This is a genomic window from Clostridium sp. CS001 (assembly GCF_020443565.1).
Lineage (GTDB): Bacteria > Bacillota > Clostridia > Clostridiales > Clostridiaceae > Clostridium_AD.
This window is the reverse complement of the sequence record NZ_JAIZZN010000033.1, coordinates 1-23022: the sequence shown is the minus strand read 5'-3', so window position 1 is coordinate 23022 and position 23022 is coordinate 1. Positions and strand designations below refer to the sequence as shown.

Annotated in this window: 16 protein-coding genes and 1 other annotated feature; of the genes, 8 read left to right on the top strand and 8 right to left on the bottom strand. The window is 33.4% G+C overall.

Annotated features, from left to right (window positions below; genetic code table 11):
• Nucleotides 1-35 precede the first annotated feature (35 nt).
• From LGK97_RS16960 to LGK97_RS16940, 5 genes are all read right to left on the bottom strand, one after another.
• Complete coding sequence (locus LGK97_RS16960) at nt 36-2405, bottom strand: ABC transporter permease (RefSeq protein WP_226260951.1); 2370 nt, start codon at nt 2403-2405, stop codon at nt 36-38.
• Between the two features lies 1 nt (nt 2406).
• The gene (locus LGK97_RS16955; RefSeq protein ID WP_226260949.1) at nt 2407-3165 is read right to left on the bottom strand and encodes an ABC transporter ATP-binding protein; all 759 of its coding nucleotides are present in this window, start codon (nt 3163-3165) and stop codon (nt 2407-2409) included.
• 122 nt (nt 3166-3287) lie between these two features.
• On the bottom strand, nt 3288-4553 hold the full coding sequence (locus LGK97_RS16950; protein ID WP_226260947.1) for a sensor histidine kinase: 1266 nt from the start codon (nt 4551-4553) through the stop codon (nt 3288-3290).
• Between the two features lie 9 nt (nt 4554-4562).
• Nucleotides 4563-5237 carry a response regulator transcription factor gene (locus tag LGK97_RS16945; protein WP_226260945.1) on the bottom strand — a complete coding sequence of 225 codons (675 nt, stop codon included), beginning with the start codon at nt 5235-5237 and terminating at the stop codon, nt 4563-4565.
• Nucleotides 5238-5407: 170 nt separating this feature from the next.
• A complete protein-coding gene (locus tag LGK97_RS16940) occupies nt 5408-6706 on the bottom strand; it encodes an MATE family efflux transporter (protein ID WP_226260943.1) in 1299 nt (432 codons plus the stop codon).
• Nucleotides 6707-7230: 524 nt separating this feature from the next.
• Between LGK97_RS16940 and LGK97_RS16935 the strand changes: the two genes are divergently transcribed.
• The 3 genes from LGK97_RS16935 to LGK97_RS16925 all read left to right on the top strand — a co-directional run bounded on the left by LGK97_RS16935 (nt 7231) and on the right by LGK97_RS16925 (nt 10001).
• Nucleotides 7231-8028: a TrmB family transcriptional regulator gene (locus LGK97_RS16935; RefSeq protein ID WP_226260941.1), complete on the top strand. Its 798-nt coding sequence runs from the start codon at nt 7231-7233 to the stop codon at nt 8026-8028.
• 85 nt (nt 8029-8113) lie between these two features.
• Nucleotides 8114-8986, top strand: coding sequence for a sulfite exporter TauE/SafE family protein (locus LGK97_RS16930; RefSeq protein WP_226260939.1), 873 nt, complete (start codon nt 8114-8116; stop codon nt 8984-8986).
• Nucleotides 8987-9011: 25 nt separating this feature from the next.
• Nucleotides 9012-10001, top strand: a complete 990-nt coding sequence (locus LGK97_RS16925) for an ornithine cyclodeaminase family protein (protein ID WP_226260937.1) — start codon at nt 9012-9014, stop codon at nt 9999-10001.
• Nucleotides 10002-10196: 195 nt separating this feature from the next.
• On the opposite strand, the gene LGK97_RS16920 is transcribed toward LGK97_RS16925, so the two are convergent.
• Nucleotides 10197-12113, bottom strand: a complete 1917-nt coding sequence (locus LGK97_RS16920) for an NAD(P)/FAD-dependent oxidoreductase (protein WP_226260935.1) — start codon at nt 12111-12113, stop codon at nt 10197-10199.
• A 377-nt stretch (nt 12114-12490) separates the two neighbouring features.
• On the opposite strand from LGK97_RS16920, the gene LGK97_RS16915 reads away from it, so the two are divergent.
• The gene (locus LGK97_RS16915) at nt 12491-13297 is read left to right on the top strand and encodes an IclR family transcriptional regulator (protein ID WP_226260933.1); all 807 of its coding nucleotides are present in this window, start codon (nt 12491-12493) and stop codon (nt 13295-13297) included.
• Nucleotides 13298-13417: 120 nt separating this feature from the next.
• On the opposite strand, the gene katG is transcribed toward LGK97_RS16915, so the two are convergent.
• Entirely contained in the window at nt 13418-15613 is a 2196-nt protein-coding gene (gene katG / locus LGK97_RS16910; RefSeq protein ID WP_226260931.1) for a catalase/peroxidase HPI, read from the bottom strand.
• A gap of 440 nt (nt 15614-16053) precedes the next feature.
• On the opposite strand from katG, the gene LGK97_RS16905 reads away from it, so the two are divergent.
• The 4 genes from LGK97_RS16905 (at nt 16054) to LGK97_RS20045 (ending at nt 20367) form a co-directional block, all read left to right on the top strand.
• A complete protein-coding gene (locus tag LGK97_RS16905; protein WP_226260929.1) occupies nt 16054-17556 on the top strand; it encodes a phytoene desaturase family protein in 1503 nt (500 codons plus the stop codon).
• Nucleotides 17557-17724: 168 nt separating this feature from the next.
• Complete coding sequence (locus LGK97_RS16900) at nt 17725-18981, top strand: hypothetical protein (protein WP_226260928.1); 1257 nt, start codon at nt 17725-17727, stop codon at nt 18979-18981.
• A 243-nt stretch (nt 18982-19224) separates the two neighbouring features.
• Nucleotides 19225-20151: a DMT family transporter gene (locus tag LGK97_RS16895; protein ID WP_226260927.1), complete on the top strand. Its 927-nt coding sequence runs from the start codon at nt 19225-19227 to the stop codon at nt 20149-20151.
• A gap of 51 nt (nt 20152-20202) precedes the next feature.
• A complete protein-coding gene (locus LGK97_RS20045; protein WP_226260926.1) occupies nt 20203-20367 on the top strand; it encodes a DUF2935 domain-containing protein in 165 nt (54 codons plus the stop codon).
• A 182-nt stretch (nt 20368-20549) separates the two neighbouring features.
• Here LGK97_RS20045 and LGK97_RS16885 read toward each other — a convergent pair whose 3' ends face one another.
• The gene (locus tag LGK97_RS16885) at nt 20550-22541 is read right to left on the bottom strand and encodes a methionine--tRNA ligase (RefSeq protein WP_226260925.1); all 1992 of its coding nucleotides are present in this window, start codon (nt 22539-22541) and stop codon (nt 20550-20552) included.
• A 70-nt stretch (nt 22542-22611) separates the two neighbouring features.
• Nucleotides 22612-22857 (bottom strand) — a binding site (T-box leader).
• Between the last annotated feature and the right edge of the window lie 165 nt (nt 22858-23022).

Genomic DNA, 23022 nt, shown 5'->3' with positions numbered 1-23022 from the left:
TGCATGGGATAATCACACTTGCCACGCAAGTGGCACTACTCACTAACCAATCCATATGCAGATATTTTGCGAATGCTATACGTAATAAGCATGGAAGTAATGTATGATACCATTACAATAGCAACTCCAAACAAAGCTATCCAAACAGGAGTTATAATAAAACTCGCTTTCATAATACCCATCCCTTTTTGTGCAGCTGACATTATAACATTTGTTTGTGTAATCCCTATTACACATCCAATACATACCCCTATTATTATAGGAGTAAGAAAACTCAGTGAAAGTTGATTCATAAGTTGAAGCGTAGTAAATCCAAGCGCCTTTTGAATGCCTATTTCACGTTTTTTTCGTACAACTGATGAATTAATTACAAAATACAATACAAGGATAACAACAGCTATGGTGACAATTAAAATTACAATTCCCACCTTTGAAACAATTGATGCGTAGACACCGGCTCCAACTTTCATACTTTCATCCATATCCAATGTTGTTGCTAGCGAATCACCATAAAGATTTTTAAGTCTTTCTACAAATTCTCCGGCATTTAGATCTTTCTCTAAATATATCTGCAGACTTTGCCTCTTAAAGTCCGGATTGAGCTTTATAATACTGTCAGTTCTAATTGATGCATTCATTCCAGCCATGTAGGCCCCTTGGGACAAACCGGTAATTAAAAACTCTGATTGAACATCTCCCAGTTTTAAAGTTACACTGTCCCCAATGTTTTTTTCAATTAGGTCTGCTAAATGCCCAGCAATTACTATTTCATTGCTATGAAGTGGATATCTACCATCATAAACCGTGTTAGTTTCTTTCATAGAATAATCATCCATAACATAGGTATTTACTTCGTTGTTATCTATCCTAACCACTACTTCATCAATAAATTGAGCTTTTCTCACACCACTCATATTTTTAATATTTTCTACAAGTCTTTTATTATCAGCATCTGGCTTTAAAACAGCTAGGACATTTGAAAGTTCAACTCCAGGTGTTTCGATAAACGCCTTCATATCAATTGTTGTGTTATAAAACATTACAACTGCAAATGTTCCGGCAAAGGATACAGCCGTAAGAATTACTACTATCATGATGCTTTGCTTCATATTTTGCAATATTGATTTGAAAGCAAGAACAATTGGTAGGCTGCCTTTTGTAGTGCTAAGTGGCAAATGATTTTTACTAAAATTATGAGTTATTATCCCACCACGCATAGCAACAATGGGATTAAGCTTATTTATGCGTCTGGCAGTAATCATCGCTACTATAATTACAATTAATATAATTATAAACAGAGTAATACTGCTGATAAGACCATCAAACCCTTGCACCCACATAAGTCCTGATTGCTGCGCAAAAACATCTGATAGCATTGGTGTAATTGAATAGGATAGGGCTATGCCGACTATGCTACCAATAAAAGCTATCATAACAAACTGCATTACTATGGAAGAAATGATTTGCCTACTTGTGTACCCTATGGCTTTTAGTGAGCCTATCTTCGTCATATCATCTTCAATACTGTTTCCAATTCTAAATCTTACAACCATTAGACATACTCCCACGATAATTGTAGCAAAAGCTACCATCATTATGGAAACCATACCCGCCATCATTATACGTGACATTTTTACAAGCTGTAAATCCATGCTAAAAATTGCATTTGTGGTGTCTTTTGATGCAGATACTAGGTCTGCTTTTGTTATTTCTCTTATTCCCGTTTCAACCTCTTTATTTATTTTTTGTAAATTTGCAAAAACAACTTTTGTATTATAAGTGTCTCCTAATTTACTAGACACCTTTTGATACGTATCATGTGGCAAATAAGCCCCTATAAAACCTGTTTCTAATGAGCTAAAGAAGACATCTTCTGTAAAACCCTTTATTGTAAAAACAAATTTTACATCCTTAAAGGACATTTCAAATTTATCGTTTAACTTATAGCCACCGTCTTCTTTGTATAAATATGGTAAATAAATGGGCATCTCATCTAGAAGCAGTTCGCCACCTACCTGTAAATGCTCTCCTACGAATTTCCACTTAGACATATCTCTAGATTTATCCGCATCATTTATGAGATAAAACCTCTCACGGGTGTCGTTTTTATACTTAGTTGTGGCAACCCCCCATAAAGAATCTTCCTTTTGCATTTTCAAAACATTATTGTCCTTTGTGATGTAATCATCAACCTGATTATTGTATAAATGGCTTGGTACAAGGTAATAAACATTAGATGCGTTAAGTTCCTTTATTGTCTTTTCAAAAAAACCACCAAAATTAGTAAAAACCAGTAGCCCTGCATTCAGTAATAATGCTGCTATAAAAAACATCATAAAAAGTGAAACTGTGTTTCCTTTACTCTTTCGAATATTTGCAAAAGTTAGCATAAATAACTTCTTCATACTACCACCCCATTTCATCAAGGAAGGCTTGAAGCTTAACATGCCGTTCCATGTCTCCGCTTGTATATTTTCCCAAATCACAAATACCATGGATAACCCCATCACGCATATATAGAATCCGATTTCCTCGTCTTGCTGATTTTAGATCATGGGTAACCATAATAATGTTTTGGCCTTCATTATTAACCTGGGTCAAAACATCAAGAGCTGCTTTTCCAGCTGCGGAGTTAAGCGAGCCTGTAGGTTCATCTGCAAAAACCACTTTTGGATTATTAATTAATGCCCGCACTATAGCTGCACGTTGAGCTTCTCCACCAGATAATTGTGTGGGGAATTTTGTCCAAATCATCTCATTTAAGCCAACCTGTGCAAGTAATTCTTTTGCTTTTAATGCAATTGCTTTTCTATCATTACTAACAAGTAAGCCACTTATTAAGATATTATCAAGTATACTCATGTTATCAAGCAGAAACATTTGTTGAAATATAAAACCACAGTTTAATCTGCGAAAAAACGCTAGTTTATCATTAGATAGTTTTGCTATTTCTATATCAAAAAATTTAATTGATCCAAGTGTTGGTTTATCCATACCGGACAAGGCATATAGAAGTGTTGACTTTCCTGCTCCGGAGGAACCCATTATTACAGTAAAATCCCCCTGAAATATTTCGATATCTAGGTTTTTAAGAACATGTTGTTGCGTTCCTCCATTGGAAAAGGTTTTGCAAAGCTTTGTTGTAGTTAATATTGCATTATTCATAATAAGATCTCCTTCCATAAAAAATAAGACTTTACCTTGTATGTAGCCTTATTATAACTCTGCATTCCTTAACAGGTCTTTAACCACTTCTTAACCAATCCTTAAATCTTTTATTTAACTTATTATGCAATGAGTAGATTTAGTATTATAACAAAGCCATCCTTTTGATTTTTGCATTGAATACTCCCTGACATTTTGTTCATTAAGAATTTTGATATATATAACCCAAGACCTGCGCCACTTTTTCCTACTGAGTTTTTAGCACGATAGAATTTATTAAAAAGTAGCGGTGTTTCTTTAATATCAACACCTACGCCATAGTCCTTGAAGGCTATCTCCAGATATTTACCTTTAATATTCGATGATGCTTCAATTGATGTTCCTGCGTATTTATATGAATTACTTATTAAATTATCAATAACCTGCGCTAGTCTAAGCTCATCTACCACTACAATACATTCAGGAATCCTTTCAATGGATACCTGATTATTATAATCAGCATTTTTAATAAGATTATACAATAACTTACTTGATTGCTCTGTAGTTGTAACCTTGAGCTCTTGTAATTCTTCTAGTGTTGCATCAAATAAATTTGTTATTAAGGTATTTATTTGGTCAGCTTTTGAATTAATAACTTCTAGTTGACTCTTTTGGATTTCATCACTAGATTTAACATGCATTAGATCACATACAGCTTTTATTGAGGCCACTGGTGTTTTAATATCATGGCTTAATGAAGCAACTAGCTCCTTTTTGCTTTGATTTGCCATTCTTTCATTTTCCCTTGCTATGTTTAGTTCTTCTCTCATTAAGTCAAAGCTTTCTGTAAATGCGCCAAACTTATTACCTTTGTCCATTTCAAGAACCGCATCCAATTTACCCTCTGCCACATTACGAGCAAAGCTCTGCAGTTTTCTAAATGGGCGAAAAATTGATTTATCAATATATACTGCATAGGCAAGACAGATTATTGCAATTAAAACCATTAGAAATACAGAAAATTTAAATAAATATTTTCTATGCTGCTTCCATATGTTAGTTGTATTATTGTAAATAATTAATTTACCTAAAACTGTATTATCAAGCTTTATATCTACAATAGTATCTTGATTACTTATGGCAGTATTTAAACTATTATTAAGCGAATTTCTTGTTGCTATAATAAAATTGTTATGGCTGTCTATAACAACGTAATCTAATCCATACTGCAAGCCTGGAAGTTCATCCTTTTGCAGCTGACCCCAATGTTTTGCCAGAGCCTGCGAAATATCATTTACTGCCACCACATCAATTTTAGCTTCATTCCTATCAAGTAAAATATAGTAAAGTCCACCAATGAAGACTGCTAAAGTTATAATAATTAAAATGGTTATCCTTTTAATATTCATATCATGCACCTATATCTCAAATACATAGCCTGTACCCCATATCGTTTTAATATAACATGGTTTATTCGGATCTTCTTCGATTTTTTCCCTAAGTCTTCGAATGTGTACATTTAAAGTTCCGTCTCCTGTTATTGCATCTCCCCAAACTTTTTGGAACAATTCAACTTTTGTAATAGTTTTGTTTTTATGCTGAGCTAAATATGTTAACAATTTGTATTCCATTGCCTTTAATTTGATCTCACTATTGCCCTTTGTAAGCTTTTCCGTTTTTAAATCAATTGTAAAGTTCCCAAAACATATAACATCCTCAATATCCCCCCTATATCTTTTAAGAACTGTTTTCACTTTTGCCATTAGAACACTTAGAGAATAAGGCTTTTGGATATAATCATCCCCACCAATATTTAGTGCTAACAGCACATCGTCATCACTTGTTCTTGCACTTATAAATAAAATAGGTATATCCATGGAACTTCTCAGCTTTTTACATATTTCAAACCCTGATGATTTCCCTAGATTAATATCTAATAGAATTAAATCTGTTTTGTTTTGAGCAAAAAAATCAAAGCAAGCCTTTTCATCTGCTACCCAAAAGGTTTTTATTCCAAACATATTAAAGTATTCGCAGGTACTTTGCGATAGAGCTTCCTCATCATCTACGATTAAACAGTCGTATTTAAACATTTCCAATTCCCCCATAAATATGATTAGTATCCTAAATACATTATAGCATTTTGCGTAGCCTATCGGGGGTAGCAAGCAAAATTTGCCGCTTAGTTTCCAACATTTGTTATAGTGTTTGTTACAAGTATCTTTGAGTAGCATATTAGACAGCTTACGCTGAAATTAAGATATTACATTACTTCTGATCTCTTTGTAAGAAATACAGCTGCAATTAATGTTAATATCTCTGATAGCGAAAAACTCAGCCATATGCCAATCATTCCAAAGAGATACGATAGTAATAGAGCTAATGGAACAATAATACAACCACTACGTAAAATTGAAATGGTGAATGCATGCTTTGGCTTATTTATAGAACTTAATATACCTGAAATAATAATATTAATTCCTGCAAAGAAGAAACCGGAAAAGTAAATGATCAAGCCCTTCGATGCGGTTTTTGAAAGAATTTCAATATGATCTCTATTGAATATTTCCACAAACTGATAATTAAAAATAGCAATGAGAACATATAAAATAGTTGAAATTACAAGTGATACAAGTATTTCATATTTAAATAGATGTCGAATGTTTTCAATGTTTCCTTGTCCGAAACTTTTACTAAGTAAAGGCTGTGTTCCATAAGCAATACCTGCAAAGATAGACGTTGCCACCAATGCTAAATTTGCTACAATACCATATGCTGCCACACCTATATTTCCAGCAATACTTAGGATAAGTAAATTGAATACGATAAGAATAATACCAGAAGCAATCTCTGCGATGAAGTATGATCCACCTAAACTACAAACACGAGTTACTTGCTTTATTGCTAATTTTGATTTGTGAAAATGGAAACGATTTTTCTTTTTAATACAATGTATCATTAGAATACACATACTAATGATAGGTGCTAGTCCTGTTGCAAAAGCTGCTCCAAACATTCCCCACTGAAGGAGGAAAATAAAAACATAGTCTAAAATAATGTTTGAGAAACTTCCAATTAGCATTCCCGCCATTGATAACTTTGGATTTCCATCATTTTTAATAAAAGCAATGAAAATATTATTAAGAATAAAAAATGGGGCAAAACATAAAATGGTTTTTAAATAAATATTTGTCATATCAAATGTGTTTTCATTTGCCCCCAGTAAGCTACTAAGCACTGAAGACCCAAAGAGGCCAATTAGTAAAAAAATCATACCTGCTAAAATACCCATTTTGATTGAGTTTGTAAAAGTAGTATTTGCTTTGGTATTCCTATTCTGCGCCTGATAAATGGAATATTTTGTAGCGGAACCTATGCCAATCATGAGTCCAGTTGCATTAATAAAACTATAAATAGAAATAGCTAAATTCAGCGATGTTAATCCATCTGCCCCGAATTTTTTAGATATAAAAAAAGTGTCTGCTAAAATATAGCATGAAAGCCCAATCATCCCTATAATATTTGTGAATACATACCGTAAAAATGTTCTTTTGATACTCATTTTCATAACTCCTCTCAAAATAAACATAAAAAAATACCTAATATTTATTCCTACAAAGACCTAAAGGAATAAAATTAAGTACCGTAAATGAGTTGCCCGGTGGCAACGCAATAGTATTTATTATTAAGTTTTTTTAAATGATATCATAGCAAGTTAGCCATTGTCAAGAAAATAAGTTTTTGAAAGGTGTCAGTCACTTTACAGATAAGGACCCAAGAATATATTAAGCATGGAACTGGAGAGCACGGAATAGATTATCAATTAAGTAAAAAGCTAACTCATTCTCAAAATCATACACCTTTCAGTTTTTTTTAAATATTTATGTTAATTTATTGACAAACTAATTTCTCTCAATTATAATAGTTACTAAAGGTAGCTACTAATTAAATTCTATTATTAATCTATTACAAAACACTTTTTTATGTTATTATTTAGCATGGAATAGCTTATTTCTTGAAAATATACATTAAGTATAGAGAAAATAGGACTGGACTCATAAATAATAATAAGGAGTATGATAAATTATGGACAAACTCCTCACTTCACTTAAGAAGTTTGGTTTCACTGAATCAGAGACAAAGGTATATGTGGCTTTACTTCAAAACGGTTCTGGCACTGGTTATGAGATTAGCAAAAATTCTTCTGTACCAAGGTCAAAGGTATATAATATTCTAGAAATGCTTATGCTTAAAGGCTGTGTAATAGTATCTAAAGAAGATAAACCTGTTAAATATGCTGCTATACCTGTAAATGAATTAGTTGCAAATATTAAACACAATATGGATACAGTTATTGAGGATATAAAAGAAGAACTTTATACCTATAATAATAAAGTTGACTCAAATGAAATTTGGTATATAAGAGGCTATGAAAATATTTTCAATAAATGCAGGCATATGATTTCAAATGCTAAAAAAGAAGTCTATATTCAGGTTTGGGGAGAAGATTTATCCGAAATCGAAGCTGAACTTAGCGTTATTGAGGAAAAACTTCAAGATGTTGTCATGATTTTATACAGTATGCAGCATGACTATTCATCAAAAGTTAAAAACTTTTATAAGCATGGCTTTGAAGAAAGTAAGTTTCAAGAAATCGGTGGCAGATGGATATCCTTAGTGGTTGATTCAACCGAAATGATATTTGGTAATATTCAACATGAAAAAAATGCAGAAATCATATGGACACAAAGCTCACCTATTGTATTTTTAGCAAAGGAAAATATTAAGCATGATGCTTATTGTTTAAAACTAATTGATTCACTGGGTGATGATTTAAAGGTAAAGTTTGGAGAAGATTTATCAGGTGTCCGAAAAATATTTTAATAGTTATATAATCTCTTAATAACAGAGAGATTATGCTTGCATTGTTCGCAATATTCAGACTTTATATTAATGGAGGTTAATTTATATGATCAAAATAGTTTTAGCTTTAATAATACTAGTAAATGGTTACTTTGCTTTTAAGTTAGTTCAAGATTTACTTGCAAATAAAAATGAGTTTATGAAGGAACCAGGAAGCAATATATTCCTTGCAATATCCTCTGCTGTTATATTCTTTCTATCAACTTTTGGTATATCAGACTTTGCTATATCAACCGTTCTATACAGAAAGAAAAAATTAGTTACAGATAAAAAATTACCTGGTACATTAAATGCTCAATGTGTTATACCTGTAGCAGTTATGTCATTAGCATATATATCTTCTATAAAAGTCGAGCCTCTTACATTGATTGTATGTATACTTGCCCAAGTTATTGGTGCTTACATAGGACCAAGATTTGTAGTAAAGCTCGAAGCTACAGTAATAAAAAAATTTATTTCAGCCGGATTATTAGTAGCAGCCTTGTTTATACTTGCAGGTAAATTCAACTTAGTTCCATCTGGTGGAAATGAAGTTGGCTTACATGGTATCAAGCTTGTTATTGCAGCTGTTACCATATTCATATATGGTGCATTAAACAATATAGGTATAGGTTCATATGCATTAACTATGGCAACAGTATATGCTCTTGGATTAAATCCAGCTATAGCCTTCCCAATAATGATGGGTGCTTGCACTTTTGCAGTTCCAATTGGAAGTATGCAATTTATAAAGTATGGCGAGTATGGAAGAAAAATACCTTTCTTCACCTCTATATTTGGCGTAATAGGAGTCTTATGTGCTGTTTATCTAGTTAAATCTCTGAATGTTTCAATGCTACAATGGGTTGTGGCAGCAGTATTAATTTACAGCAGCATAAGTATGATATTAGAAGGCAGAAAAAAAACTCAAGCGATTTAAAATAAATTTATTTGGAGGAATTTAAATGCTATTATTAACTAAGAATGACATAATGAAGGCTTTTACTATGAAAGAGGCAATTGAAGCAGACAAGGAAGCCTCAAGAATGTATAGCGAAGGCAACACTGTAGTTCCATTAAGATTAAATATTGATATTCCAAAATTTGAGGGACAAACCCTGTTTATGACAGGTTATGCAAAAGAACTTGATATTACAGGCGTAAAAATTGTTTCTGTGTTTCCTAAAAATATTGATAAGGGCATCCCTTCCGTTCCTGCACAGATGCTGCTTGTAGATGGAAAAACTGGACAGGTGTTATGCATAATGGATGGAACATACCTAACTCAGTTAAGAACTGGTGCTATTTCTGGTGCCGCTACAGATATACTAGCAAATAAAGATGTTAAAATAATGGCGCTTTGTGGCACTGGGGGTCAAGCTCCAGCACAACTTGAGGCTGTTTTAGCTGTAAGGAACATTGAGCTTGTGAAGGTGTACGACATTAATAAAGAAAGATCTGAAGCCTTTGCTGCACAAATGCAAATTGAACTTAATAAATATGGTGCAAGAATAGTAGCTGCTGACAGCATTGAGGATGCATTAGAAAATGCTGATATCATTACAACAGTTACAACAACCAAAACACCAGTAATCCTTGGAAGTTTAGTAAAAAAGGGCTGCCACATTAACGGCATAGGTTCCTATACACCAGACATGCAGGAATTAGATTTAGATTTAATTAAAAAATGTGATAAACTATATGTTGATACTAGAAATGGCGCCTTATCAGAATCTGGTGATTTGATAATACCAATAAACAAAGGAATTATAAGTGAGAATGATGTTGATGGCGAACTCGGTGAGGTTATACTCGGAACAGTTCAAGGAAGAGAAAGTGAAGATGAAATTACCATATTTAAATCTGTAGGAAGTGCTATATTAGATGTAGTTGTTGCCTATAAAATATATGAAAAAGCAAAAGATTTAAATATTGGGTTTAATTTCGAAATATAATAATGGTGGCTGAATTGAAAAGAAAGATGCTAAGACGGTTCATACTGCTAGTAATACTTTGAGATAGCATAGTAAGAAGATTTCACTAAGGATTAACTTAGTGAAATCTTTTTTTATATTTATTAATTTGTCGGCGCGACCCCATTATAAAATATGGAAGCGTATGCGAACGGGTTTTACTTCTTAGGGTTTCTCTTAATCAATTGCTAATACTGCATCATAAGCTTCCTGAACAGTATCTAATACCTTTCTAACCTTGACACTATCACCAATATTAACGATTTTAATTTTATCCTTTAAAGCGTTATAAAGTTTGCTGTTTGGTGAAAATCCCATAGCAAGTACAACACTATCGCAAAGTAATACCTCTTCCTTTTCTGCTGTTTGAATTGTGATGTTGTCATCCTGAATACAAGTTAACTTAGCCGATGTTTTAAAGCTAATGTTAGGATGTTCTAACAATTTATTTAACATCATTGCATTTTGAATAAATACAGGCTCTGGTAATATATGGTCAGCCATTTCAATCATTGTAACCTTTTTGCCTTTATTGGCAAGTACAACAGCAGTCTCACATCCAACGAGACCAGCTCCAATAATTGCTACACTCTCCCCGATATATACTGTGTTTTGTAATGCATCGGTAGCTGTAACAACATTCGCTTTATTAATTCCAAGAATGGACTGAGGTTTTAAAGGTGTTGCACCGGTTGCGTTAATCACAATCTCCGGCTCATATGCTAAGACAGCTTCCTCAGTAGCTTCCTTACAATATTTAATACTAATACCTAAGTTATGAATAGCAGTACGATAATAATCAATTACTTTATTCCCATCTCTTTTAAATGACGGTAAACAAGCGTTATAAAAATTACCACCCATATGATCCTGCATTTCCCAGATCTCTACATCATGACCTGCTTTTGCTGCTTCTATAGCTGCTTCACATCCTCCAGGACCTGCACCAATGATGAGTACTCTCTTGCTATTTTGATTTTTTTCTATTTTTTTTATACTTTCGTAACCTGTCTCCGGATTAACTGCACATTTTATACTTGTACCTTCGCAGACACTTTTAATGCACCCTTCATTACAATAGATGCAATAACGAATTTCATCTGATTTATTTTCAAGGATTTTATTTGGAAAATCTGGATCTGCAAGAAATTGTCTACCTACAGCCACGATATCCAAGCATCCGTTTTCTAGCGCTGCTTCTGCTTTTGAATAATCACCGAGTCTTCCATTTGTTATAACTGGAAGTGATGTTACTTCTTTAATTTTTCTTGCTGCCATAATTTGTGGAACTGCTTCTTGCTGGTAAATAGGCGGCATCGCCATATACCAATTATCATGACACCCTGTGTCAATATGTAGTGCATGTACACCATTTTGTTCTAACATCTTTGCAATTTCTAAACCTTCTTCCATAGCTCTATATCCATTTTCAGATGGTAGGAAATGGCACGGTGTAAACTTCACAATCGTAGGAAAATCTTTACCGCACTCCTCTTGTAACCCTTTGATAATTTCATTAAGAAATCTCATTCTGTTTTCAAAACTTCCACCGTATTCATCTGTTCTAATGTTCCATTTAGGAGTCATAAACTTATCTGTCAGATAACCACCATATGCATGAATTTCTACTGCATCTGCTCCTGCCTTCTTCGCTAAGCTTACTGTCTTAAATACCTCACCTTGAATAAACTTTATCTCTTCTTTTGAAAGCTCATCAAATGTAATATTAGCACCAGGATAAAGTGGCAATGCAGAAGCACTGGCTGGTTTCACCCTTCCCTCTGCTTTCCCTCCAAGACCCACTCCAGGCATGATTTGAATACATACTTTACAATTATATTCATGTGCTTGATTCACAAGACTTCTAAATCCTTCAAAACTTTCTTCAGTTAGTGTAGAGGAAGGTCCATGTCCATCAATCGCCTCAGTAGCAAGAACATTAATCAGTAGCATTGAAGCTCCACCTTTTGCTCTACGTACAAAATACTCAACTGTTCTTTCATTAAAATTACCTAATTCAGGTCCCATAGCTGCCATTATAAAACGATTTTTCAATTCAAGATTTCCTATTTTAATAGGTTGGAAAGATTTCATTTAATGTACCCCCTTAAAATTTGATATTACTACTATATTTTACTTCACAGTTCTACTGTGCGCAACTATATTATAAATATATTTTTATCAATTTACTATATTAAAGGGTTCTTATTACTTATTTAAATAATATTAAAATAATATTGAGTTCTACTCAGTAGAATTATTACTATTTAAATATTATCTACATCACTTGTAAAGCGATGGATTTGCTCTTATGATAAATGTATTCGCCATCTGTTTATAATTTAAAGTACTTTTCATTGTTGGATTAAAAAATATGCTATGATATAATACATTATGAAAATGCATTTAAATATAAAAAATTACAGATAAATTCGGAACTATACTATGAATAACAGAAAGAGGAAATAGCTATGTCATCTATAAAATGCTTGGAAAGAGCTTTAGATATTCTTAACTTAATGTACCAAAATGGAGGAAAAATGACTTTAACAGAGATATCAAAGGAGCTATCCCTGTATAAAAGCACCGTCCATAGAACCTTATTTACATTAGAAGAAAAAGACTTTATACAACGTGATAAATTATCAGGCATGTATACTTTAGGATCTAGAGTATTTATGATGGGATTGGTTGCTGCCCGGAGTGTTCCTATAAGCAAGATTGCAAGACCACATCTTTCCTATCTATCAGAAAAATACAATGAATATGCTGATCTAAGTGTATTAGACAATGGTATTCAAGGTAATGGATCCTCAGCAGTAAATAATGATTTTGTTGTGGTATTTCAACAATACCTTAATGATACTTATACCAAGACACTTATTACTCCAGGCCAATGCGAAAGCAGTGAAGTTTTTCTTCCTGCAGTATACTTATGTTTTATTGCATTTGGAAAGGATATCGACGAAATAGAATTAAAGCAACACTATTTAAAAATTAATAATAGATGTCTTAATAAAAAATGGAGTTTTGATGAATTTCGTCAAGCGATCAATGAAGTTAAAGGTCAAGCCTATTCTTATCAAGAAGAGGATGTTAAGAAGGGATACGTCTGTATAGCCGCTCCTATATTTGATAAAACCAATACCTTAATCTCTGTTTTAAGCATACGTTGTGCTAAAACTAAATTAAGTAAATTCACAATTGAAAATGTGATTAATGATATTGTAAGTACAGCTAAAATAATTTCCGAACATTGCTCATTGAATCAGATATAAGTAACTACTACATTCGCCTAATAACAAGTGGGTTTTATCAAAACACAAAAATTCCTTAATCTATTTTCTGCATGAATTTAGATTAAGGAATTCTATTTTAATGTATATATTAATTACTTGCTAACACTCTTCAACATCAAAACGGTCTGCATTCATTATCTTATTCCATGCAGCTACAAAATCTTGTATGAACTTTTCCTCATTGCCACTGGATGCATATACCTCAGCAACTGCGCGAAGTTGTGAATTTGATCCAAATACAAGATCAACTGTTGTTGCTATCCACTTCCTCCTCCCTGTTTCTCTATCAAAACCCATAAATTTTCCCTTATATTCAGGTAACTCCTTCCACAGGATATTAATATCAAGAAGGTTTACAAAGAAATCATTTGTAAGACATTCTTCCCTCTTTGTAAACACCCCCTCCTTTGATCCTTTATAATTAGTGTTTAACACACGCATACCACCAATTAATACTGTCATTTCTGGAATAGTTAGTGTTAATAATTGTGCTCTATCAATTAACATTTCATCTGATGTTACTGCATATTTATCTTTTATATAGTTTCTAAATCCATCTGCCTTAGGTTCAAGAACACTAAATGACTTTATATCTGTTTCCTCTTGGGTTGCATCAGTTCGCCCTGGAGTAAAAGGAACAGTAATGTTGTACCCTGCATTTTTTGCAGCTTGTTCGATACCAACACATCCACCTAATACAATAATATCAGCCAAAGAAACCTTCTTCTCCTTTGAATGTGACCTATTAAAGCTCATTTGAATTATTTCTAGGGTATTTAAAACCTCGCTAAGTCTTTCCGGCTCATTAACTTGCCATTGTCTTTGTGGCTCTAGGCGTATTCTTGCCCCATTTGCTCCTCCACGCTTATCTGAACCACGAAATGTTGATGCGGATTCCCAGGCTGTTGTAACAAGCTGCGATATTGACAAGCCTGAATCTAAAATCTTTTTCTTAATCTCTAAAATATTCTTTTTATTAATCAAGTTATAGTTAACTTTTGGCACTGGGTCTTGCCAAATAAAGCTTTCTGTTGGAACTTCTGGTCCAAGATACCTTGATATTGGTCCCATATCTCTATGGGTTAATTTAAACCAAGCTTTGGCAAAATCCTGGGCGAATTTTTCTGGATTTTTTAGATAATTCTCTGCTATTGGTTTGTAAATAGGATCATAAATAAAGCCCAAATCTGCTGTGGTCATCATAGGTCTATGCTTTATTAATGGATCATGGGCATCAACTACCATATCCTCTTCATCTACATCTTTAGCTAACCATTGGTATGCTCCTGCAGGACTTTTAACTAATTCCCACTCATATTTAAATAATGTCTTTAAGTAACCCATTGTCCACTTTATAGGCTCTGCTTTCCATGCACCTTCAAGCCCACTACTTATAGTATCTGGTCCCTTACCAGTTTTATAGCTATTTTTCCACCCAAGCCCTTGCTGCTGAATAGGTGCAGCTTCTGGCGCTGGTCCAACATAGGTCGGTGATGCAGCACCATGACATTTACCAAAAGTATGTCCCCCTGCCACAAGAGCAACAGTTTCTTCATCATTCATTGCCATACGAGAGAATGTTTCCCGTACATCCTTGGCTGATGCCTTAGGGTCAGGGTTTCCATTTGGTCCCTCTGGGTTTACATAAATTAAGCCCATTTGCACAGCAGCAAGAGGATTTTCAAGTTCTTTAGCATCTTTATTACGCTCATTTCCAAGCCATTCTTTTTCACTACCCCAGTAAATATCCTGTGGTTCCCAAACCTCCACTCTGCCTCCACCAAAACCAATGGTCCTTAGTCCCATAGATTCTAATGCGCAGTTACCTGTCAGTATCATGAGGTCAGCCCAAGATATTTTATTTCCATATTTCTTTTTAACTTCCCAAAGTAAACGACGTGCTTTATCTAAACTTATATTATCTGGCCAGCTATTAAGTGGTGGAAAACGTTGCAATCCTTGCCCTCCACCTCCTCTACCATCACCGATTCTATAAGTTCCAGCACTATGCCAAGCCATACGAATAAAGAATGGTCCATAGTGACCATAATCAGCAGGCCACCACTGCTTAGAATCTGTCATCAACTTGTATAAATCATTCTTTAGTTCATAATAATCTAATTTTTTAAATTCCTGAGCATAGTTAAAACCTTTAGACATAGGATTGCTTAGTTCTGAGTTTTGACGAAGAACATTAAGCTTAAGCTGATTTGGCCACCAATACTCATTAGTTGGTCCCCCACCTGCTACTTCTTTGCTTGTTCTTCCTGTCACTGGACATTTTCCTTCTAACATAACACTATCTCCCTTACCATTCTTCTTTACCTATCCTCACACACACCTACATAGTTTATATATACAGAAAGGTATTGTAGCCTTTCTAATATAAATACTACTGTAAATTATATAAATATATGACTAGTACTATGAGTGAATTGATAAATAATACTTAGTAAGTCTTGGTAAACAACTTTTCTTTAAAATCCGTTAATCTAATTTACCTTTATATATCCAACTTTAGTTGTTAGCAAGAAGTTGCCTTACACAAAAGCGATTGATTTTAGAAAAAACCACCTTTGAGAATACAAAGGTTGATAATAGTGCCTAAAGTGACTGCCTAAAGATATTTCATATATTTAGTATATTATATATAAAATAGATAAAAATAAGATATAGTCAACTACTACCAGTTTAGAAGTGGTTAAGAATTTGTTACAAAGTAGGTGAAAGTTACCATGGGTAAAAAAGTTATAATTGTAGGAGCTGGAGTTGGAGGGCTCGCAACGGCAGTGAGACTACTCAGTAAGGGATATAAAGTTAAAATTTATGAAAAAGAAAAAAGAGTTGGTGGAAAGGTCAATATTATAGAGACGGATAGTTTTACTTTTGATTTGACAGCATCTATTTTAATGCGCCCTGAGGAGTATAAAGAAGTATTCAGCTGGGCACATAAAAACTGGGAGGATTATCTTGATTTTATCAGATTAGACCCTATCTATAGAGTCAATTATGCTGATGGCAGTAGTTATGATTTCTCTAGTGATCTTGTTAAATTAATAGAGACTTTGGAATCTATTTCTAAAGCGGACAGTGTAGGATATTTGAAATTTTTAGGGGACTCCTATGAAAAATTTCTTATTGCTAATAAGTATTTTTTGAATAAAGCTTTTATAAACCCCATTGATTTTTTTAATCCACTTACTCTGAGCATGGCTATAAAGAGCAAAACTCTTTCAAATACCTACACTTATATTTCAAAATATATAGATAATGAAAAACTTCGTGAATTCCTTTGTTTTCAGGCATTATATGTAGGCATTTCTCCTTTTAATGGTCCCAATATTTATACCATTGTGCCAACTATATCAGAACTATACGGTCTATGGCATCTTAAAGGTGGTATGTATGCTTATATAAAAGCTCTTGAAAAACTTATATATGAATTAGGCGGTATTATAGAAACAGAAACAAATATTGAAGAAATTTTAATTTCAGATGGAATTGCCACTGGTATAAAAACCAGTAATAGAACTGAAAAAGGCGATATAATTATATGCAACGCTGATTTCCCATATGCGGTGACAGAGCTTATCAATGATGAAAAAGCCAAGGATGACTATAATAATGAAAAAATATCTAAAATGAAATATTCTTGTTCTACGTTTATAATATATCTTGGTCTAAATAAAAAGTATCCACAGCTCCAAGTACATAATCTTTTTTTAGCAGAGGACTTTAAAAATAATATTGAAGCCCCTTTTAAAGGAACATTGCCAGAAAACCCTTCTATATATATTTATTGTCCAAGTAAAATTGACGAAACTATGGCGCCTAAAGATAAAGAGAGTTTAAATATCATGGTACGTGTACCAAATTTGTTATTTGATGAAATTCATTGGGATGCAAAAGATATAGCATCACTTCGAAACCAAATTTTTGAAACCCTACGCAGGATAGATGGATTAGAGGATGTAGAAGAAAATATCATTTACGAAAGTTATCTGACACCTATAGATTTACAAGAATCTTTTAACTCCTATGGAGGCACAGCATTTGGATTAAGCCACACACTAAGTCAAACCAATTACTTTAGACCTCATTTGAAATTGAGATTAGTTAAAAACCTTTATTTTGTGGGAAGTTCAGTTCATCTCGGCACTGGTGTATCTATGGTCTTACTTTCAAGTAAGTTGGTTACAGAAGAGATTTTAAAAGATGACATAAGTCGCTCTAAGTAGCTTCACATCTGGGCTATATTACACCAGTTCAATATGGAAATGTAGTGCATCAAAAATCTTTACCTTAAAATAGTTTAACATCCAACATCTGGTATGGTATAATTAATTGAGTGTTTTCTATCCACTCAAAAATGAAGTTGAAGAAACAACTTTAAGGAGGAGCTATTATTGATGATAAATAAAAACTTAAAAATCAAAAATGTTAAAGCTTCCATTCAAGAAAATATAGTCCCAATAATCTTTGCCGTTATTGCTCTTATTGGACTATTCCTTACAAAAGAGGCGCCACTGTCCATTATGAATGGACTGATGCAAGGCTTTATTGGCAACGCCCTTTTGGTACTTGCATTACTTATCCCTGTAATGGCGGGTATGGGTTTCAACTTCAGTATTGTCGTAGGAGCTATTGCGGGTCAAATAGGCATAATCATGGTAGTCAACTTTGGATTAACTGGTTTTGGTGGTTTACTCGCTGCAGTTGCTTTTGCAACACCATTTGCCATTCTATTTGGGATACTAGCAGGTGTGGTACTCAATAAAGCCCGTGGCTACGAGATGATTGCCTCACTGTTTGTGGGGTATGTTGGAACTGGAATATACCAGTTCATTTTACTCTATCTTATGGGTAGCGTTATTCCCATTACCTCTTCACTTTTACTCACAAAAGGTTCAGGACTCAAAAATGCCATTTACCTTAATCATACACTGGGTCAATCAATTGACGGATTGCTCCAAGTGCCATTCTTCTTTCTGCTTATGGTGGCAGGACTTATTTTGCTTGGATTAATCATTTATACTATGAAGAAAGAAATGATCAACTATAATAAAACGCGGGTTCATTCCAGCATAATCCTAACAGTTGCGGTCATTATCATCAGTGCTCTGATTATGTATATAGACGTCCTTCCAAAGGGGATCAGCGCTCTAAAAGATATGAAATTTCCACTCATCACAGGGTTACTTATCGGTTTGCTCGCCGCACTCCATTTATTGATTACACGCACCAAAATGGGGCAAGCTTTTCTTAAAGTTGGTCTCAATGAGAAAAATTCAAAAGACTCTAAGGGTCATGTATCCAAAGTTAGAATCTCCGCCATCGTATTTTCCACTGTTATTGCAGCGTGGGGTCAAATCATTTTTCTCCAAAATACAGGATTTCTAAATACCTACAGTTCTCACATGAATATAGGTATACTCGCTACATTTTCTCTAATTGTAGGTGGTGCTTCAATCAACAAAGCAACCGTTAAAAATGCCTTTCTTGGCATCTTGCTCGTTCAAAGTTTCATGATTATAACACCTCTATGGCTAGAAAAGATTGATCCAAATAGTTTTGAGACTGTCCGAGTTATCATTTTTAACAGTGTGTTCCTTTATGCCTTTGTAATGTCTAAAGGCAAAAAATACAATTCTGACAGACTATAAACTAAACGCCTACCATAAGTCATCTGGGGATAGTCCGTTTTCTTTTCTTTGCACAGCACCTCTGTCCCCAATTATCAAATTACATTAATATTATTAAATAATTTATCATAGAAAAAATGCCTTTCTATGATTTAAATCAATATTAAAGTAAGGTATAATCAAGGAGGTCTATATTAAAATATAAGTCTAGTATGTAATTGTACTAATAATCAAAAGATTAAAATGAAAACTGGGGGAAATTCTATGCAAAGTAAAACAAATATTTTACCAATTCTATCTGGAATACTTACATCATCAATATTTGGTTTAAGTTTTTTATTTTCAAAAAAAGCGCTAAATATTGTAGAACCTTTTACCTTATTATCTTTTCGATTTCTTGTGGCCTTTTTAATCATGTCCATGCTTATATTTGTGAAAGTAATAAAGGTAAACTATAAAGGCAAAAATATAAAGAATTTGTTTTTTCTTGGCTTAATGCAGCCAATAATTTATTTTATTTTTGAAACCTATGGAATTCAATTTTCATCTTCCTCTCAAGCTGGTCTGATGATTGCTCTTATTCCTATAGTTGTAACCATTTTGTCTGCTTATGCCTTAAAGGAAACCCCTTCAAAATTACAATGTGCTTTTATATTTCTCTCTGTTAGCGGAGTAATTTTCATTGTGCTTATGAATGGATCAAGCTCTTCAGGTGGAAGTTTATTAGGTATATTATTACTTCTTGGGGCAGTGCTTTCTGCTGCGGTATTTAACATATTATCAAGAAAGTACTCTGAAAAATTTAGTCCAATGGAACTAACTTATGCTATGATGGCCATGGGCGCAGTATTTTTTAATTTTGTTTCAATTTTGAATAATATTAGAGCTAATACTTTAACCCAGTATTTTTCTCCTCTAAAGAATAGTGATTTTCTAATATCTCTTGGGTACTTAGGAATATTATCTTCAATAATTGCATTCTTTTTAATAAACTTTACTCTATCTAGAATAGAAGCTTCTAAAGCTGCAATTTTTTCTAATTTATCTACCATTGTTTCAATAATTGCTGGAGTTATATTGCTGCATGAAAATTTTAAGTTGTACCATTTTATTGGTTCTATACTCATATTGGTAGGTGTATGGGGTACAAACTACTATTCAAAAAAGAGTGTTCTTATGGCAGATATATAACAGGTTGTCTTTATAATTTCTCCTTCTCTTTAGCATTGAAAGTATAATCAAATGGTTATTAAAGAAACTAAAGCCCTTGAAGCATTTAAATTAGAACTATATGAGATAGTAAAACGTTGTGTGGCCGTTACAACTGCGTCACCACTTTTATTAGTGCATATTGCAAACGAAGCACATTGGCTCTGGGAAAACTTAGAGGCGATGGTTATTTTATAACATAGCTATCAAAATTATATCCAAACTTAAACCCCCTGATTTGGTCCGAGGCTTACGGATTCAGGGATTTTTGTTTAATTTACGGCATATGTTTTTGAGGGAACAATTAATTAAATTAAAAACGAAAAGTAGCAAATTAAAATAAGAATCCCTATCATCAAAGGATTCTTATTTTTATTGTATTAAAAAGAAATTTGTGATTCATGTTTTTTAAAAAAATCCACCTGTGGTTCTAAATATTTTAATTTATGTGTTAATGTATCTTCTATTAATGTATAGATTGGTTCAAAGATAAAATCCCAACTCCAAAGTTGTTCATTTACATTTAGATATTCTCTTACCATTTCACAACTACTTGGTGCAATAGGGTGAATTAAAGTAATGGTAGTTCGTACAGCATGAAATGCATCTACTAACACTTGTCTACGAAGAATATTGTCATCGCTAGTTTCTGCAAGTTTCATATTATTTACCCAATACTTATTCATATTACGAATATAGCTATCTAAAACATAAGTTAAGCTATGGAATTCGTGGTTATACATGTGTCTTTCATATTTGAGAATAGCTTCATTAGATTCTTCTAGAATACTCTTACTAATTTCACCTACAGGTATAGTACCATCAAAATATTTCTGTGCAGTATAAAAACAAGAACGAACAAGCCTGTTAAATACATTAGTCAGTAAATTACCATCTTTTAAAACCGTGTCTGCCCCTTGCTTATCTTCTTTATCCATAAACGCTTGAGGTGCAAAGCTAACACTTCTCTTTGAAAGTCCTAGACTTAAGAAATGCATACGTAATTGCTCTGCTGTATAGTGCTCTAATAAATCCTTTGCCATAGGTGGCTTAATAGTACTGCTGCTACTTGCCTTTTTATCCATAAACAATAGGTGGCTATTGGCTATGAGGTGAGGAAGATTAATATTTTCCCAGTCTATTGTGTCTTCACTATTAATGCCTGATAAAGCCATAAATAATGCCATTTCCGCAATTCCATAAAAATAAATATTATCTTCTCCAATAAATTGATATACCTTTGAATCTTTAGAATGCCACCACTGTGTCCATTCATCAGGGTTTTTGCCCATAGATTCAAGATATGTTTTAACAAAGGAAATAGGTGCCCAAAGGGATTCAGGCCAAACCCAAAATGTTAAATTTTTAAGTTCTTCCTTTTCTGGTACTTTGATACCCCATTCAACGTTTCCCGATAATCTAAAAGGTACTAGCGTTTTACCAGTTCGAAATCGAATTCCCATCCCATCGAGCACTTCCCTAGCAGTATCTCTATCATGTAGAGTTTCAAATACAAAAGTAATAGAAGGTTTCTTTTCTTCATCAATAGTTGTGTGTTTTGGTAATCTTTCTTCTAAATCTGCAATACCCTCTAATTGTTTGCGTTTTACATAAATAACTGGTGCCTTTAAAAATTCTTCAATAGTATTTAATAAATTCTTACGCCAATTGGAATGTGTTCTTAAATACTTTACTTTTTCATTTAAAAGATTGTTATACTCTTCTAGTTTAAAATACCAATTTGTCACATCCCTTAATTCTGGTGTTTTGCCCGATAAAATGCTCTTTGGCTCAATCAATTCATTTGGCATATATTGATGTCCTAGTGCACATTCATCAGCATATGCTTTATCTGAGCTACATCCTTCAATAGGACATTTACCAACTACTTGTCGACCATTCAATAGTACTTTAAAATCAGGGTCATAAAACTGTGGTGAGGATAGCTTTACTAAATAGCCACCTTCATATAATTTATTGAATATTTCATCTGACACTTCTTTGTGTATTTCGCCAGCTCTATCTAATCCAGAAGCTGCATATAAATTTAGGCTCACTTCATATTTATCTAATGCTTCCTTTTGTTTTTCATGATTTGCACGAACATAATCTTGCACCGTGCCTTCATATTGATTTTCTTCTACAAGTTTTAAATAGCCTGCTGAAATAGGTGAACCATAACAATCTGTTCCTGATACAAATATAACATTCTCATGGCCAATTCTATCTCTTAAAAATCTTGCAAAAGTATCAGCATGCACAAACACACCACCTATATGACCAAAATGTAATTCTTTATTACCGTAGGGCATACCTGCAGTTATAACAGCTTTTTTAGGAAATATGGGTCTATTTATTTTTCTCTCTTCCATAACGATCACTCCTTAAAATAAAATATGTTTTTACATAAAAAACGTAAAAAAAACACCTCCTACAATAATTTGTAGGGGCGAATGTGTCGCGGTACCACCCTATTTCATTAGCATGTCGCCATGATAATCTTGTCGAGTACAAAATTATACTCTAGTTCTGTAACGTGAACAAACGTCATAGCATCACCTATTCCTTAAAATAAGATCCGTATGCAGCTTAGAGCCTTGTTTCGTTAAATTCTCCACTGTTCCATCTCATCAACAGGAACTCTCTGTAAGCATCCAAAATAACTACTCTTCTCTTCATTGCCTTTATTTTTCTAAAGTATAATAAATGAATAGGATTTTGTCAAGGGTATTCAGTATGAATTACAGGGCAAACGCATGAATATTTTCTACAAAACAAAATCATTTTACAGACTTAAAAAAACTGCCATGAGGGCTCTTTATGTGGTGGGAAAATATTTTATGCGGAACCCTG

Excerpts from the sequence above, each read along its gene's own strand:
- LGK97_RS16895 (WP_226260927.1), top strand. The coding sequence starts at position 19,225 with ATGCAAAGTAAAACAAATATTTTACCAATTCTATCTGGAATACTTACA.
- LGK97_RS16945 (WP_226260945.1), bottom strand. The coding sequence starts at position 5,237 with ATGTTTAAATACGACTGTTTAATCGTAGATGATGAGGAAGCTCTATCG.
- LGK97_RS16940 (WP_226260943.1), bottom strand. The coding sequence starts at position 6,706 with ATGAGTATCAAAAGAACATTTTTACGGTATGTATTCACAAATATTATA.
- LGK97_RS16885 (WP_226260925.1), bottom strand. The coding sequence starts at position 22,541 with ATGGAAGAGAGAAAAATAAATAGACCCATATTTCCTAAAAAAGCTGTT.
- LGK97_RS16930 (WP_226260939.1), top strand. The coding sequence starts at position 8,114 with ATGATCAAAATAGTTTTAGCTTTAATAATACTAGTAAATGGTTACTTT.
- LGK97_RS16935 (WP_226260941.1), top strand. The coding sequence starts at position 7,231 with ATGGACAAACTCCTCACTTCACTTAAGAAGTTTGGTTTCACTGAATCA.
- katG (WP_226260931.1), bottom strand. The coding sequence starts at position 15,613 with ATGTTAGAAGGAAAATGTCCAGTGACAGGAAGAACAAGCAAAGAAGTA.
- LGK97_RS16915 (WP_226260933.1), top strand. The coding sequence starts at position 12,491 with ATGTCATCTATAAAATGCTTGGAAAGAGCTTTAGATATTCTTAACTTA.
- LGK97_RS20045 (WP_226260926.1), top strand. The coding sequence starts at position 20,203 with ATGGTTATTAAAGAAACTAAAGCCCTTGAAGCATTTAAATTAGAACTA.
- LGK97_RS16950 (WP_226260947.1), bottom strand. The coding sequence starts at position 4,553 with ATGAATATTAAAAGGATAACCATTTTAATTATTATAACTTTAGCAGTC.
- LGK97_RS16960 (WP_226260951.1), bottom strand. The coding sequence starts at position 2,405 with ATGAAGAAGTTATTTATGCTAACTTTTGCAAATATTCGAAAGAGTAAA.
- LGK97_RS16905 (WP_226260929.1), top strand. The coding sequence starts at position 16,054 with ATGGGTAAAAAAGTTATAATTGTAGGAGCTGGAGTTGGAGGGCTCGCA.
- LGK97_RS16920 (WP_226260935.1), bottom strand. The coding sequence starts at position 12,113 with ATGAAATCTTTCCAACCTATTAAAATAGGAAATCTTGAATTGAAAAAT.
- LGK97_RS16925 (WP_226260937.1), top strand. The coding sequence starts at position 9,012 with ATGCTATTATTAACTAAGAATGACATAATGAAGGCTTTTACTATGAAA.
- LGK97_RS16955 (WP_226260949.1), bottom strand. The coding sequence starts at position 3,165 with ATGAATAATGCAATATTAACTACAACAAAGCTTTGCAAAACCTTTTCC.